This window comes from Exiguobacterium sp. s150 (assembly GCF_018618435.1).
Lineage (GTDB): Bacteria > Bacillota > Bacilli > Exiguobacteriales > Exiguobacteriaceae > Exiguobacterium > Exiguobacterium alkaliphilum.
Window position 1 is genome coordinate 62,499 of the sequence record NZ_JACSMC010000010.1, and the last position, 15,802, is coordinate 78,300.

The following is a 15,802-nucleotide window of genomic DNA, read 5'->3' on the forward strand; positions in this document are numbered from 1 at the left end:
GTTCACCATTGTAACGAAATTCACATAAAGTTTACACAAATAAAGACGCCTACGAGGAGGCGCCTATAGCATGACCACTTTCTTCAAATAGTTCTCCAATTGCGAGAGCGGTACCGGTTTGCTGTAATGATACCCTTGAATCAACGAACTGCTATGCTCGAGCACGAACGCGAGCTGTTCCGGGCGCTCGACGCCTTCTGTGACGATATCGAGACCGAGCGTATGGAAAGTCTGATACAACCCTTCTAACAGCGCCCGGTCGAACGTGTTTTCCGGAATCCCTTTGACGAAGTTTTGATCGATTTTAATCAAGTCGAGTTGAAGCGACTGTAGAAACGAGAGCGAGGACGTCCCAACACCGAAGTCGTCGAGGGAAATTTTTACCCCGATCGCCTTCAACGAGCTGATAAACTGTTGCAGCTCATACAGATTGCCGCCGACCTCACTTTCCGTGATTTCCACGTGCAGATTACTCGGATTGAACGTTTGATCGTGTAAAATGCGCTCGAGCTCTCCTAAAAACGAGCCATCCGCGATTTGACGTTTCGAGACGTTAATCGATAAGAACAGTTCGTGACGTGTCACGTGCTCACGCATCTCCCGGACAGCCTGACGGAGCACCCAACGTCCGATATCCGAGATGAGGCCGAGCTGTTCGGCGATTGGTATGAACAATCCGGGTGAGACTTGCCCTTTCACCGGATGATTCCAGCGGATGAGCGCCTCGACGCCGCGCACGGCGAACGGATGAGGCGAGACGATCGGTTGATAATACAGTTCGAACTCGTCTTCTTCGAGCGCACGGCGCAAATCACGTTCCATCTCGAGCGTCTGCAAGTAGTGGCTACCGTCTTCAATCTCTTGGAACGAGAGCACCCGATTTTTCCCGGACAGCTTCGCCTCGTGCAAGACGACGTCGAGACGTCCCATCAAAATCTCATACGTGTGATGCGGATGATGGGAGGCGAAGACGTCGAGTCCGATCGTCGTCGTCAGCCCGGTCACCCCGTTCACGTCGGCCCAGTCCGCCAAATCTTTCATGAGCCGTCTCGCGACCGGACGTAACTCCTCGAGTGTCCAGTTCGGATGAAGGAACATGAATTCATCTGCCCCGATTCGGGCAACGAACCCTTCTTCTTTATAGAAGTTCAACCGCGAGGCGATATAAATCAAAGCCGCATCCCCGGTCCGGTGCCCGAACTGGTCATTGATGCGTCGAAAATCATCGAGATCGAGCCCAATCACACCGATGTGACGGTACGTCTTTCGCACGGCGGCGAAATAATCCTCGACCGCGAGTCGGTTCGGCAGTTGCGTGAGCGCATCGCGATACGCCTTATCGAGCACTTCCGCTCGCGTATCTTCGAGCGCGGCGAGCACTTCGTTCATACTCGCGGCCATCTGTTCAATCTCGTCCCGGCTCCCCGCATCGATACTGAGACGCAGGCGACTGTCGCGTTCGACCGTGATTTGTTTCAACTCGCCCCCAATTTCCATCAAACGGCGAATGACGACACGGTGGAACGTCCATAACAACGACAAGAACAGGCCGGTTCCGAGGAAGACGAGCGCGACCATCCCGAGCCGAAGCATCGACACCGTGTTCGCGTAGTGTGTCGGTTCGACGACGAACGTGATGCCGTAGTCGGTCTTGTCATACACCGTATCGAGCGGGATGACGACATGTGTCAGCCCGTCCCGCGACGTGATCATCGTATCGGTCGCTTCGGTCAGACCTACGGCGAGCGGTAACTTCGTCTGGGCACTCAAATCGGCGACGAAATGACTGCTGACGAACTCGAGCATGACGAGCGTCCCTTCGACCGGACCGCTACGGTCACTTTGGAGAATCGGATGGGTCGCATAAAACACGGGCCCGTATTCGCTCTCATAAATCGTACTGCGCGTGTTGGCGTCAGCTCGAACGCGTGAAGCGATATCGGTCAAAAACGCCTGTTGCTCCGGCTCAGTCAGCGACAAGCCCTGCTTTTGGAACGTGGCGTAATGCACATCCCCGTCCCGATTTAAAAACAGCATCGCATTGACGTTCAAATTGTCGAGCGACGCCTCGCTGATGTTGCTGTCGACGAACGCCTCGTTCTTTCCTTGGACGAACGCATACGCGTCGTTCCATTCCGCCCAATCGACGAGCGTCCGCTCGAGGCTACTCTTTCGATTCGCGAGTGTCTCGGTCACGCTCGCGATCTGACTGTCGACCGCGAGCCGGTCCCGCTCCATGCTCTGTTCGATGAAATAAGGCCGGACGACAAAGAAGATGACGCCGACAAAAATGAGGATATTCAACGCCACCGCAATCATCAGTTTTGTCCGAATGCGCATGCCGACCACCTTCTTCCTTCAATCTACATCATTATTGTAGAACACGAAGTTGGCATTTCCTTCTTTTCGCATGAAAAAAAGGATGGGTTGACCCATCCTTTAAAAAATCTGTATAAGTGCTCGGTGCGCGATGTCCGATCGGTAAAACGTCTCCGGCAGTTCGAGCGTCTCAAGCGCGGCATATGCCGTTCGTCTTGCCTCTTGTAACGTCGGTTTCGTCGAGGTGAGGACGAACAACCGCCCGCCATTCCCAACAATCTCGCCATCTTGTTTCGTCGTACCGGCATGGAAGACGAGGACGTCTCCAGATAACCGCTCAAACCCGGATAACACTTGACCCGACACCGCTGTCGACGGATAGCCTTCCGCCGCCACGACGACACCAATCGTGTAAGCATCAAGCCACTCGATGGCGTACGTTTTCTTGGCGACGACGGCCTCGATGACGTCTAGGAGCGGTGAAACGAGGTTCGGGATGATGACTTCGGTTTCCGGGTCCCCGAAACGCGCGTTGAACTCAATCACTTTCGGCCCGTCAGCCGTCAAGATGAGCCCAGCGTACAGGAAGCCTTCGAACGGCGTCCCGCGTTCAACCATCGTCTTCGCGAGCGGATGGAGTACACGTTCGACCGCCTCATCATAAACGCTTCCGGCAAGGTGAGGCATCGGGCTATACGCACCCATCCCGCCCGTGTTCGGTCCTTCATCGTTGTCATAGGCACGTTTATGGTCTTGCGACGTGATCATCGGGATGACGTGGTCACCAGAGACGAACGCCATGAGCGAGAACTCTTCACCTTCCAAAAACTCTTCGATGACGACACGCGACTGTGCACCGAACTTGTCGGTCGTGAAGATGTCCGTAATGGCTTCTCTTGCTTCTTCAAGCGAGAAGGCGACCGTCACGCCTTTCCCGGCGGCGAGCCCGTCCGCCTTGACGACAAGCGGGGCGCCCATCGTCTCGATGTAACGGAGAGCCGAGGCTGCGTCCGTGAACGTCTCGTAGGCCGCTGTCGGAATGTCCGCCTGGCGCATCACTTCCTTCGCGAACGCCTTGCTCCCTTCAAGCAGGGCGGCGGCTTTCGTCGGGCCAAAAATCGGCAAGCCCTCTTTTTGGAACACGTCGACAACGCCTGCCATGAGCGCCGACTCCGGCCCGACAATCGTCCAACCGATTTGTTCTGCCTTGGCGAACGAGACGAGCGCCGTGACGTCCGTCTCTTCGATTGGCACGCACGTCATGCCGCCCATGTTGAGATTGCCCGGGGCGACGAAGACGTCATGCCCGTCCTGCTTCAATTTCCAGGCGAGGGCGTGTTCCCGCCCGCCGCGTCCAATGACGAGTACGTTCATCATATCGCTCCTCTCAGTGTTTGAAGTGTCGGACTGATGTGAACACCATCGTGATGCCATGACGGTTCGCCGCCTCGATCGACTCTTCATCTCGAATCGAACCGCCTGGCTGGATGATGGCCGTAATGCCGGCCGCTGCCGCTGCTTCGACCGTGTCGCCCATCGGGAAGAACGCATCGCTACCGAGTGCCGCACCGATGGCTCGTTCACCGGCTTGTTCGAAGGCGATTTTCGCCGCCCCGACCCGGTTCATCTGTCCAGCACCAATCCCGATTGTCGTCTCGTCTTTGGCGACGACGATCGCGTTTGATTTCACGTGTTTAACGACGCGCCAAGCGAGCTTTAAGTCTTCCCACTCAGAAGCCGTCGGGCGTCGGTCCGTCACGATTTGGCACGAGGCGTCGTCGAGCGTCATGTCATCCCCGTCTTGGACGAGCAAGCCACCGGCGACCGCCGTCAACCGTGTCCCCGTCATCTGCCCCATGTCGAGCGTCAACAGACGGAGATTCTTCTTCTCTTTCAATCGGTCAAGTGCTGCCTCGCTAAAGGATGGCGCGATGACGATCTCGAGGAAGATGTCCCGAAGAGCTTCTGCCGTCTCAAGGTCGACTTCCCGGTTCAACGCGACGATTCCCCCGAAGATTGAGACCGGGTCGGCCGCATGGGCACGTGTGAACGCTTGGTGAATCGTCTCGCCGACCGCGACACCGCACGGGTTCATATGTTTGACGACGACTGCTGCCGGCTCTGTCAACTCGGTGAGCGCCTCGAGTGCCGCGTTCGTGTCTTGGATGTTGTTGTATGAGAGTTCTTTTCCGTGGAGCTGTACTGCGTTCGCGAGCGTCATCCCGTCATAGAGCGGTGTTTTGTAAAATGCCGCCTGTTGATGTGGGTTCTCCCCGTAACGGAGGTCTTGCACTTTCTCATACGTGACCGTCAACTGTTCCGGGAACGTCTCGCCGATTTGTCGTCCTAAATAGTCGGCGATTAACGCGTCGTACGCCGCTGTATGGCGGAACGCTTTGGTCGCGAGACGTTGACGTGTCTCAAATGAGGTCCCGCCGTTCGTGACTTCCTCGGCCACAACCGGATAATCAGCCGGGTCGACGACGACCGTCACGCTCGCATGGTTTTTCGCTGCAGAACGAAGCATGCTAGGTCCGCCGATATCGATATTCTCAATCGCCTCGTCATACGTCGCATTTTCTTTTGCAATTGTCTCTTTGAACGGATACAAGTTGACGACGACATAGTCGATTGGCTCGATATGATGGTCTTTCATCTGTTCAACGTGTGAAGGCAAATCGCGACGCCCGAGCAACCCGCCATGGACGAGCGGATGGAGCGTCTTCACACGGCCGTCAAGCATCTCTGGGAACGAAGTCACGTCTGAAATGTTTTTAACCGGTAACCCTTCTGCGACGAGCGCCGCTTCCGTTCCACCTGTCGAAATGAGTTCGATGCCCGCCTGATGGAATGCACGCGCAAGCTCGATGATGCCTGTTTTGTCTGACACACTTAATAATGCTCTCACTTGAAAACCTCCTGTTGATTGAACACTTCATGTAATACATACGGATAGAGCGCATGCTCTGCCGCCTGAATCCGACGTGTCGCTTCTTCACGATCACAACCTGCGATGTCCACCTCACGCTGCGCGATAATGGGCCCTGTGTCCATCCCTGCATCAACATAATGAATCGTGACGCCGCTGACGGTAGCGCCCGCATCAAGCGCTTGACCGATTGCATCTTTTCCCGGGAATGCCGGGAGGAGCGACGGATGGATATTGATAATGTGACTCGGATACGCCTCGAGCAAGACGTCTCCAATCAAACGCATATAACCGGCCAAGACGATGTAGTCGACACGGAGCGCCTGGAGCAACACAAGAATCTCTTCTTCGAAATCTCGCTTCGACACATACGCTTTCGGTATGAACGAAAAGCTCGGGATGTGATAGGCATCGGCTCGCTCGAGCACTTTCGCCTCCGGTTTGTCCGTCACGAGCAAAACACACTCACCGGACAAGTCCCCCCGCTCAATCGCTTGCCAAATCGTCTCCGCGTTACTGCCGGAGCCAGAAGCGAAGATGGCAAACCGCTTCACTGGTCGACTCCCATGATGCGGATGCCAGGCTTCGCGTCGACTTTCCCGATGCGGTGCGCCGTCTCCCCAGCGCGTTCAAGAGCCGCTTCGACGGCGTCCACATCTTCCGGGCGGACGGCAATCATGAAGCCGATGCCCATATTGAAGACGTTGAACATCTCTTGCTTCGAGACGTGACCGACTTGTTCGAGCCAGTCAAACACGGGCAGGCTCGGCCAGCTCGAGGCGTTGAACGTGACACCGAGTCCTTCCGGAAGCATCCGGGGCACGTTCTCATAGAAGCCACCGCCCGTGATATGGGCCATCCCTTGGACGCGGCCTGTCGCGATGGCTGCTTTCGCCGCCTCGGCATAAATTCGAGTCGGCAGTAAGAGCGCGTTGCCGAGCGTCGTATCGAGCATGGCGATCTCGTCCGTATAGGCGAGCCCTTGCGCTTCGACGATATGACGGACGAGCGAGAATCCGTTCGAGTGAACGCCAGACGAAGCGAGACCGAGGACGATATCCCCTGCTTCAATCGTCTGCCCATCGATGAGCGCTTCTTTCTCGACGACACCGACAGCGAACCCGGCGATGTCATATTCGCCGTCCGGGTACATGCCCGGCATCTCAGCCGTCTCACCGCCGACGAGGGCACAACCCGCTTGGACACAGCCTTCGGCGACACCGGCGACGATGCGCTCGAGTTTCGCCGGTTCGGCTTTCCCGGTCGCGATGTAGTCTAAGAAATAGAGGGGTTCGGCCCCGTGGACGAGGCAGTCGTTGACGCACATCGCCACACAGTCAATCCCAATCGTATCATGTTGATCGAGCGCGAACGCGAGTTTAAGCTTCGTCCCGACCCCGTCCGTCCCGCTCACGAGAATCGGATGCTTCATCTGCATCGACCCGAGGTCGATCATCGCGCCGAAACTGCCAAGTCCCGTCATGACCTCCGGACGCATCGTCCGTGCGACGTGACGCTTCATGCGTGATACAGCCTCATAGCCTGCCTCTAAATTCACACCCGCTTGTTCATATCTTAAACTCATCGTCAGTCCCCCTCAAGCTTTTGTCTCTGTCACAAGTTCCGCCAGTTCCGTCGGATAAAGTCCGGTGAAGCAAGCGGCACACTGCCCACGCAAGTTTCCTTCAAACGGTCGGTCAATCGCGTCGACCGTTCCTTCCAATGAAAGAAATGCTAGTGAGTCGGCCCCAATCTCTTCTTTAATTTCTGTAATGGATTTAGTGGCCGCAATCAACTCTTCCTTTGATGATGTATCGATCCCGTAATAACACGGATGTTTTATCGGTGGTGACGTGATGCGGACGTGCACTTCGGTCGCCCCGGCTTCACGAAGCATCTTCACGATGCGCCGGCTCGTCGTGCCCCGGACAATCGAGTCGTCGACCATGATGACGCGCTTGCCGTTCACGACGCCGCGAAGCGCTGACAGTTTCATCTTGACGCCTCGCTCCCGTAGCTCTTGCGACGGTTGGATGAACGTCCGCCCGACGTAGCGGTTTTTGATGAGCCCCATCTCATACGGGATGCCGCTCGCCTCGGCGTAACCGATCGCTGCCGAGATGCTCGAATCGGGCACCCCGGTCACGACGTCTGCCTCGACCGGCGCCTCGTCGAACATCTTTTTCCCCATCGCTTTACGGGCCGTATGGACGTTTACCCCGTCGATGATCGAGTCTGGCCGTGAGAAGTAGATATACTCCATCGAACACATCGCCCGGACCGCGGCTTCACTGTATCGTTCGGACGTGATGCCGTCCGCTGTGATCATGAGGAGCTCGCCCGGTTCGACGTCACGGACGTATGTGGCGCCGACGACGTCGAACGCACACGTCTCAGAAGCGAACACGTACGCCCCGTCCTCGGTCTGACCGAGCGAGAGCGGACGGAGTCCATGGACATCGACCGCGACGTAAAGTACGTCTTCCGTCAAAAAGAGAAACGCGAACGCCCCGACGAGACGGGCCAAGCTGTCCGAAATCCGTTCTTTCAGCGAGTTGCCACGACTCCGCTTAATCAAGTGGGCGACGACTTCTGTGTCTGACGTCGTCTGGAAGATCGCGCCTTCCGCCTCGAGCAGATGTTTCAGTTCGGTCGCATTGACGAGGTTCCCGTTATGCGCCATCGCCAAGTCGCCGGTGAGCGATTTGAAGTGGAGCGGTTGAACGTTTTCGAGCGTGTTCCCCCCCGCCGTCGAATAGCGGACGTGCCCGATGGCGTGATGCCCGGTCAAGGCGTCGAGCGACGGTTCGTCAAACACTTCGGCGACGAGTCCGAGCCCACGCTTCGCGTTCAACCGTTTCCCGTCCGCCGTAACGATGCCCGTCCCTTCTTGGCCCCGGTGTTGCAGACTATGCAGGCCGTAGTAGGCGAGATGAGACGCGTCGATGTGTCCGTAGACGCCGAACACACCGCATTCCTCATTCATGCCTCGGATGTCATATAACATGGAATAGCTCCTTCCCATACACGTTCCAGCTCGGTGACGTCCATCTCGATGAGGCGGTCACTCGCCCGGATAATCAGTTGTGTTGCCTCGGTCACGTGTCCGATACGCGCGGCGTTCGTCAACGTCTCGAAGCGGTCCGCTTGATCGACCGCGACTGTGACGAGGAAGCGTGACTGTGACTCACTAAAGAGTGTCGTCACGAGATCCGTCTCGACGCTCACGTCTAAGCCGAACCCAGTCCCGAATACGAGTTCAGGAAGCGCTGCGGCGAGTCCGCCCTCTGACACGTCGTGGGCCGCTGTGACGAGCCCTTGACGAATCGCGGAAAGGAGCGCTTGTTGATTCGTGCGTTCCGTCTCCAAGTCGAGTGTCGGCGCGTGTCCGCTCACTTTGCCGTCTTGTAGCATTTGCAGCGCACTGCCACCGAACTCAGGTTTCGTCTCACCGAGCAAGAAGACGACGTCGCCTGCCGTCTTGGCGAACGAAGTCGTGATATGTTCACGCTTTTCAATCAAACCGACCATGCCGACGACCGGTGTCGGATAGATGGCTGTTCCGTTCGACTCATTGTAAAGCGAGACGTTTCCTCCGATGACCGGTGTATCAAGCGTTCGACACGCCTCGGCCATGCCTTCGACGGCTTGGTCGAGTTGCCAGAACCCTTCTGGTTTGTCTGGACTACCGAAGTTCAAGCAATCCGTGAGCGCGAGCGGTTCAGCCCCGCTCGCGACGATGTTGCGCGCTGCTTCGGCGACCGCGATCGCGCCGCCGACACGTGGATCGAGGTACACGTATTTGGCGTTACAATCCGTCGTCATCGCCAGCGATTTGTCTGTGTCGCGAATACGGATGACGGCCGCGTCACTGCCTGGCGCAACGACGGTCGATGTTTGGACCATATGGTCGTACTGCTCGTACACCCAACGTTTCGAGGCGATGGTCGGCATGGCAAGGACGTCTTTCCACGTCGCGAGCACATCCGTGACGACCGGTCGGACTGGTGCCATCGCTTGGAACGTTTCGTAATAGGCCGGCACTTTTGACGGCTTATGATAGACTGGCGCGTCTTCAGCGAGCGCATCAACTGGCACTTCTGCCGCAATCTCGCCGTGATGCACAAGGCGGAGCACTTTGTCTTCGATGACTTCGCCGACTTTGATCGCATGAAGTCCCCACTTCGTGACAATCGCTTCAATCTCGTCTTCATGTCCTGCCTTGACGACGAGGAGCATCCGTTCTTGCGATTCCGACAACATCATCTCGTAAGGCGTCATCCCTGACTCCCGTTGCGGGACGAGGTCGAGGTTCATCTCGATGCCCATCCCCGCTTTTGAGGCCATCTCGGCCGAAGACGAGGTGAGACCGGCCGCGCCCATATCCTGAATGCCGACGAGAGCCGGGTGCTTGATGACTTCCAAACACGCTTCGATTAACAACTTCTCCATAAACGGGTCTCCGACTTGGACGGCAGGACGTTTCTCGTCCGCATCCTCACCGAGTTCTTCTGAGGCGAACGTCGCCCCGTGAATCCCGTCACGTCCGGTCGTCGCACCGACGTACATGACCGAGTTTCCGACGCCTTCCGCAATCCCTTTTTGAATGTCTTCGTGGCGGATGAGTCCGACGCACATCGCATTGACGAGCGGGTTACCAGCATAGGCCGGGTCAAACGCGACTTCCCCACCGACCGTCGGGATGCCGACACAGTTGCCATACCCGGCAATCCCTGAGACAACGTGGCCGAATAAATGTTTCACACGTGATTCGTTCAAATCTCCGAAGCGGAGCGAGTTGAGGAGCGCCACAGGATGCGCGCCCATTGAGAAGATGTCGCGGATGATGCCGCCGACGCCGGTCGCCGCTCCTTGGTACGGCTCGATCGCGGACGGATGGTTATGGCTCTCGATCTTAAAAGCGACCGCTTGCCCGTCACCGATGTCGACGATTCCAGCTCCTTCTCCCGGTCCTTGAAGGACGTGCTTCCCAGTTGTCGGGAACTTACGGAGCACAGGCTTCGAGTTTTTGTACGAACAGTGTTCTGACCACATGACCGAGAACAAGCCGATTTCCGTGTAGTTCGGGTCACGTCCGAGTAGCGAGACGACGAGCGCGTACTCTTCGTCTGAAAGTCCCATCGTCGCGTATAAGCGTGCTTCACGGATATCTTGTGCTGTCGGTTCAGTTGTAACTAGCATGTCGAGTCCCCCATTTCACCATTGAAGTGAATAATCGTTTTCCGTCTTCACTGCCAAGTAATCGCTCGACCGCCCGTTCCGGGTGCGGCATCATGCCGAGCACGTTGCCTTGTGCGTTCGTGATGCCGGCGATGTCCGCTGCCGACCCGTTCGGATTATCCGTATACGTGAAGACGATTTGCCCGTTCGCGCGAAGCGTATCGAGCGTCTCGTCGTCACAGTAGTAGTTGCCTTCCCCATGTGCGATTGGGATCCGAATCGTCTCACCGAGTGCGTAGTCGCTCGTGAACATCGTCTCGTTGTTTTCGACTTTCAGCTCGACCGTCTTACACATGAACTTCAAGTCACGGTTTCGCATCAACACACCTGGCAACAATCCTGTCTCGACAAGCACTTGGAATCCATTGCAGACACCGAATACTGGACGTCCTTCTTCAGCGAAACGTTTCACTTCACTCATGATCGGTGAAAACTGTGCAATGGCCCCGCACCGTAAGTAATCCCCATATGAAAATCCTCCAGGGAGAAGCACGCCGTCGTAACCTTCTAGTGACGTCTCGGTATGGAACACGTATTCCGCTTCTTCGCCAATCACGTCTTTGACCGCGTGATATAGATCGAGGTCACAGTTCGATCCTGGGAAGACGATGACCGCAAATTTCATGCGAGTACCCCCATCTCGATTTCGTAGTTCTCGATGACCGTATTGACGAGCAGCTTCTCACACATGTCTCGGACCATCGCTTCGGTCGTCTCATCTGCCACTTGGAGCTCGATCACTTTACCGATGCGCACCGATTCAACGCCGGTGAATCCGAGGTGATCGAGTCCGCCTTTGACGGCGACACCTTGTGGGTCGAGCACACTTTCACGTAATGTCACGTACACGTTTACTTTTTTCATTGGTCCATTCCCCCTATGCGTGTTAACAGCTGGCCGTACGTCTCGGTCAGTGATCCGAGGTCTCTACGGAATACGTCTTTGTCGAGCTTCTGCTTCGTCTCTTGATCCCAAAGTCGGCACGTGTCCGGCGAAATCTCATCGGCGAGGATGATCGTCCCGTCGACTTTACCGAACTCGAGTTTAAAATCGATTAAGTCGATGCCGTGTTCTGCGAAGAAATCAAGCAACACATCGTTCACCCAAAGCCCGAGTTGTCGCAATGTTTCGACTTCTTTATGTGTGGCGACCTGCAGTAAACGGATATGATCTTCTGTCAGAAGCGGATCTCCGAGTGCGTCATCTTTATAATAGAATTCAACAATTGGTGCGAGGAGCGGTGTCCCTTCTTCCCAACCGAGTCGTTTGGCCAGGCTCCCGGCGGCGACGTTGCGAACGACGACTTCGAGCGGGATGATGTCGACACGGCGGACGAGTTGTTCGCGGTCCGATACTTTTTGAATAAAGTGCGTCGGAATCTTATTATCGTGCATCAGCTCGAACAAACGGGTCGTGATGGCGTTGTTCAATACGCCTTTGCCGTCAATCGACTGTTTCTTTTCCCCATTGAATGCCGTTGCGTCGTCTTTATAATAAACGCGGAGCACACCCGGCTCTTCTGTCTCGTATAACGCTTTCGCCTTACCTTCGTAGATTGCTTCCATCTGTATCCGTTCCCCCTTAAAGTGAGAGGGGCATGGCGCCCCTCAACGATTACAAACCACAGCGTTCAAAAATCACATCGACACGGCGCACGTGATGGCTCGGGTCAAATAGGTCGTCGAGCTCGTCACTCGTGAAGAGTGCGCCCATCTCGGCGTCTTGTTCAATCAAAGTGCGGAACATCGTCTCTTCTTCCCACGCCTGCATCGCCTTCGGTTGCACGGCATCATACGCGGCTTCACGTGACCAGCCTTTCTCAATCAAGGCGAGCAAGATCCGTTGCGAGAAGATGATGCCGAACGTCCGGTCCATGTTGCGGCGCATATTGTCCGGGAACACCGTCAAGTTCTTCACGATGTTGCCGAAACGGTTGAGCATATAGTTCAACAAGCTCGTCGCGTCCGGTAAGATGATGCGTTCTGCCGATGAGTGCGAGATGTCGCGTTCATGCCAAAGCGGGACGTTCTCGTACGCCGTCACCATATGGCCGCGGATGACGCGGGCAAGGCCTGTCATGTTTTCCGAGCCGATCGGATTACGTTTATGCGGCATCGCCGATGACCCTTTTTGTCCTTTTGCGAAGAATTCTTCGACTTCACGTGTCTCTGTCTTTTGAAGGCCGCGAATCTCGGTCGCCATCTTCTCAATCGACGTGGCGATCAACGCGAGCGTACCCATATATTCAGCATGGCGGTCACGTTGTAACGTCTGTGTCGAGATTGGAGCGGCCTGGATGCCCAACTTGTCACAGACATACGATTCGATGAACGGGTCGATGTTGGCGAACGTGCCGACAGCGCCGCTCATCTTGCCGAACTCAATCGTCTCGCGTGCTGCCATGAAGCGTTTCTTGTTGCGCTTCATTTCCTCGTACCAGAGGGCGAGCTTCAAACCGAACGTCGTCGGCTCCGCATGAACGCCATGGGTACGACCCATCATGATGTCGTATTTATGCGCTTTCGCCTTTTCAGCAAGAATGTCGATGAACCGATCCAAGTCTGCTTCTAAAATATCGTTCGCTTGCTTAATCAAGTAAGAGAGCGCTGTATCGACGACATCCGTCGACGTCAATCCGTAATGGACCCACTTCTTTTCTTCACCGAGTGTCTCAGAGACGGCACGGGTGAAGGCAATCACGTCATGACGCGTCTCTTGTTCAATCTCAAGGATTCGTTCGACATCGAATGAGGCTTGATCCCAAAGTACCTTGACGTCCTCTTTTGGAATGACACCTAACTCGCTCCACGCCTCGCAAGCGTAAAGCTCGACTTTGAGCCAAGCGTCAAACTTGTTCTCATCGGTCCAAATGGCCGCCATCTCAGGGCGGGTATAACGTGAAATCATAAAACAGTCTCCTTCCAAATTGCCAGTTGTTCGATGGTATGAAGCGCCTCGTCGACAGAAGGGGCAAGTACGTTCAAGTGGCCCATCTTCCGTCCGGGTTTCGCTTCGTCTTTCCCATACAGATGTAGTTTAACATTCGATGGTAAACGCTGCGGGTTCAGTTTTTGCATATGTTCCCCGAGCAGGTTGACCATGACAACCGGTGTGTGTAACGTCGTATGACCGAGGGACATGCCCGTCACGGCACGAATATGTTGCTCGAATTGTGACGTTTCGCATGCATCGATCGTGTAATGGCCTGAGTTGTGAGGTCGTGGTGCGAGTTCATTCACGTAAAGGGAACCGTCTGGCATAACGAACAGTTCGACTGCGAGCGTTCCAATCAACCCAATCTGATCCGCAAGCTGTAGCGCCAGATGACGTGCGTCTTCTATGATGTCTTCGGAAAGACGGGCCGGGACAATCGATAGATGTAAGATGTTGTTTTGATGAACGTTCTCGCTAATCGGGAACGTCGTCGTCTCGTGAACGCCTCGTGTCACGATGACCGATATCTCTTTTTCAAAAGAAAGCCACGCTTCGGCGACGTATTCATCCTCACGGAACTGATCGGTGAACGAATGGACATCCTGCATCGTCCGGACGACCGTCTGTCCTTTGCCATCGTATCCAAATCGACACGTCTTGATGACAAATGGCAACCCAAGTAACTCTTGGGCTCGTAAGACGTCTCGTACAGAACGTACCGGCACATACGGGGCGACCCGTAACCCAGCCGACTCAATCATCTGTTTTTCGAGCAATCGGTGCTGCGTTGCTTTCAACACGTCCATGCCTTGCGGGCACTTATCGCGAATCGCTTCAATCATTGCGGTCTCGATGTTCTCGAACTCATATGTGATGACGTCGGTACGCGCTGCGAGTTCTTTTGCTGCCTCGACGTCGTCAAAGTTTGCGACGATACTCGGTGCCACTTGAGCCGCCGGTGCGCGTTCAGCTGGGTCAAGGCTGAGCGTCTCGTACCCCATCGCACTTGCACTGAGTGACATCATTCGTCCAAGTTGGCCTCCGCCTAATATCCCGATTCTCATTAGACGAGTTCCTCCGTTCCATGCATCGCCATCTCTTTTTTCTCTTGGCGATATTGCGTAAGGCGATCGGCGATGTCCATTGAATGAATGCTAAGGATTTGTGCGGCGAGAAGTCCGGCATTCGTGGCGCCTGCTTGTCCAATCGCGACCGTCGCGACCGGTACACCGGCCGGCATTTGGACGATGGATAGAAGTGAATCGAGTCCGTTCAACGATTTCGATTGAACGGGTACACCGATGACTGGCAACGTCGTCTTCGCGGCCACCATCCCCGGAAGGTGGGCAGCTCCCCCTGCACCGGCGATGATGATTTGAATCCCGCGGTCTCGTGCCTTTTCAGCATATTCGAACATCAGATCAGGTGTGCGATGTGCCGACACGACTTGTTTCTCATATGCGATGTGGAGCGTATCAAGCACGGCACATGTATGTTGCATCGTCTCCCAGTCAGATGAACTGCCCATGATTACACCAACTGTCTTCACTTCAGCGTCCCCCTTAAAATAAAGAAATCCCTAAACCGATTCGTCAGTTTAGGGTATAGACCACGACAAAAAAATGTCGACTATACCCCATAGTCTGACCAGAATCGGTGATCAGGTAGAAACTTGCAAGCCATTTCCTTGCGATTATATGGAGCGATATTTGATTTTCTTAACTCACACGCCTATCGTACCTTGTTCTTTGAAAACATGTCAACAAAGTGCGAACATTTTAATTGTCTGAATATTTATCGTTCGCTTTTAACTCATTCTCAGTACGTAAAAAAACCGCCCTCATAAAAGGACGGTTTGGCATCATGGTTTGAGAGCAACGCACTCAAATAAAATCGATTGATGGGAATGTACAGGTTCGTCTTTGGTTCCCGTTTTTTCAAAGACAGGCTTTTCAATCCTACGTACCGGGCGATACCCCATTTGAGCGATGCGATCTAAACACTCACCGACCGTCTCGTTTGGCTCGACGTATACTTTGATTTTTTTGGCCATCTGTTCTTCCTCTCTTTCATTTGAATGACGATATAAAAAAGCGGCGGCCCTTGAGCGAATGCTCCAGAACCACCGTTTGCCTGGCGACGTCCTATCCTCACAGGGGGAGACCCCCAACTACTTTCGGCGCTGAAGCGCTTAACTTCCGTGTTCGGCATGGGAACGGGTGTGGCCGCTTCGCTATCGCCACCAGACAATTTCAGGCTTGTTCCCTGAAAACTGAAGTTCATCAATTGTCAAACCATAGACTAGATCAAAGCCTCGACCGATTAGTATCATTCAGCTCCACGTGTCACCACGCTTCCACCCATGACCTATCTACCTCA

At 55.0% G+C, this 15,802-nt stretch carries 14 protein-coding genes, 1 rRNA gene and 1 riboswitch; all 15 genes read right to left on the bottom strand.

What is annotated here, in order from left to right:
* Positions 1-63: 63 nt before the first annotated feature.
* Positions 64-2,340 carry a putative bifunctional diguanylate cyclase/phosphodiesterase gene (locus KNP76_RS07160; RefSeq protein WP_251137392.1) on the bottom strand — a complete coding sequence of 759 codons (2,277 nt, stop codon included), beginning with the start codon at positions 2,338-2,340 and terminating at the stop codon, positions 64-66.
* 99 nt (positions 2,341-2,439) lie between these two features.
* A complete protein-coding gene (gene purD, locus KNP76_RS07165; protein ID WP_034814337.1) occupies positions 2,440-3,693 on the bottom strand; it encodes a phosphoribosylamine--glycine ligase in 1,254 nt (417 codons plus the stop codon).
* Between the two features lie 13 nt (positions 3,694-3,706).
* A complete protein-coding gene (gene purH, locus KNP76_RS07170) occupies positions 3,707-5,227 on the bottom strand; it encodes a bifunctional phosphoribosylaminoimidazolecarboxamide formyltransferase/IMP cyclohydrolase (protein ID WP_214843752.1) in 1,521 nt (506 codons plus the stop codon).
* Positions 5,224-5,802 carry a phosphoribosylglycinamide formyltransferase gene (gene purN / locus KNP76_RS07175; RefSeq protein WP_214843754.1) on the bottom strand — a complete coding sequence of 193 codons (579 nt, stop codon included), beginning with the start codon at positions 5,800-5,802 and terminating at the stop codon, positions 5,224-5,226. The genes purH and purN overlap by 4 nt, the downstream gene beginning before the upstream one ends.
* A complete protein-coding gene (gene purM / locus KNP76_RS07180; RefSeq protein WP_214843757.1) occupies positions 5,799-6,833 on the bottom strand; it encodes a phosphoribosylformylglycinamidine cyclo-ligase in 1,035 nt (344 codons plus the stop codon). The genes purN and purM overlap by 4 nt, the downstream gene beginning before the upstream one ends.
* A 12-nt stretch (positions 6,834-6,845) precedes the next feature.
* Positions 6,846-8,255: an amidophosphoribosyltransferase gene (gene purF / locus KNP76_RS07185; protein WP_034809034.1), complete on the bottom strand. Its 1,410-nt coding sequence runs from the start codon at positions 8,253-8,255 to the stop codon at positions 6,846-6,848.
* On the bottom strand, positions 8,231-10,450 hold the full coding sequence (gene purL / locus KNP76_RS07190; protein WP_214843759.1) for a phosphoribosylformylglycinamidine synthase subunit PurL: 2,220 nt from the start codon (positions 10,448-10,450) through the stop codon (positions 8,231-8,233). Before purL ends, purF begins: the two co-directional genes overlap by 25 nt.
* The gene (gene purQ / locus KNP76_RS07195) at positions 10,434-11,114 is read right to left on the bottom strand and encodes a phosphoribosylformylglycinamidine synthase subunit PurQ (RefSeq protein ID WP_034809039.1); all 681 of its coding nucleotides are present in this window, start codon (positions 11,112-11,114) and stop codon (positions 10,434-10,436) included. Before purQ ends, purL begins: the two co-directional genes overlap by 17 nt.
* Positions 11,111-11,353 carry a phosphoribosylformylglycinamidine synthase subunit PurS gene (purS, locus tag KNP76_RS07200; RefSeq protein WP_034809041.1) on the bottom strand — a complete coding sequence of 81 codons (243 nt, stop codon included), beginning with the start codon at positions 11,351-11,353 and terminating at the stop codon, positions 11,111-11,113. The genes purQ and purS overlap by 4 nt, the downstream gene beginning before the upstream one ends.
* Complete coding sequence (gene purC / locus KNP76_RS07205; protein WP_034809042.1) at positions 11,350-12,054, bottom strand: phosphoribosylaminoimidazolesuccinocarboxamide synthase; 705 nt, start codon at positions 12,052-12,054, stop codon at positions 11,350-11,352. Before purC ends, purS begins: the two co-directional genes overlap by 4 nt.
* Before the next feature lie 49 nt (positions 12,055-12,103).
* On the bottom strand, positions 12,104-13,396 hold the full coding sequence (gene purB / locus KNP76_RS07210; protein ID WP_034809043.1) for an adenylosuccinate lyase: 1,293 nt from the start codon (positions 13,394-13,396) through the stop codon (positions 12,104-12,106).
* Positions 13,393-14,487 carry a 5-(carboxyamino)imidazole ribonucleotide synthase gene (purK, locus tag KNP76_RS07215; protein ID WP_034809044.1) on the bottom strand — a complete coding sequence of 365 codons (1,095 nt, stop codon included), beginning with the start codon at positions 14,485-14,487 and terminating at the stop codon, positions 13,393-13,395. Before purK ends, purB begins: the two co-directional genes overlap by 4 nt.
* Complete coding sequence (gene purE, locus KNP76_RS07220; RefSeq protein WP_214843767.1) at positions 14,487-14,951, bottom strand: 5-(carboxyamino)imidazole ribonucleotide mutase; 465 nt, start codon at positions 14,949-14,951, stop codon at positions 14,487-14,489. The genes purK and purE overlap by 1 nt, the downstream gene beginning before the upstream one ends.
* A gap of 91 nt (positions 14,952-15,042) precedes the next feature.
* A riboswitch (purine riboswitch) is annotated at positions 15,043-15,144 on the bottom strand.
* A 140-nt stretch (positions 15,145-15,284) separates the two neighbouring features.
* Positions 15,285-15,476: an NETI motif-containing protein gene (locus KNP76_RS07225; RefSeq protein WP_034809046.1), complete on the bottom strand. Its 192-nt coding sequence runs from the start codon at positions 15,474-15,476 to the stop codon at positions 15,285-15,287.
* Between the two features lie 78 nt (positions 15,477-15,554).
* Positions 15,555-15,670 (bottom strand): 5S ribosomal RNA (rrf, locus tag KNP76_RS07230).
* Positions 15,671-15,802 lie beyond the last annotated feature (132 nt).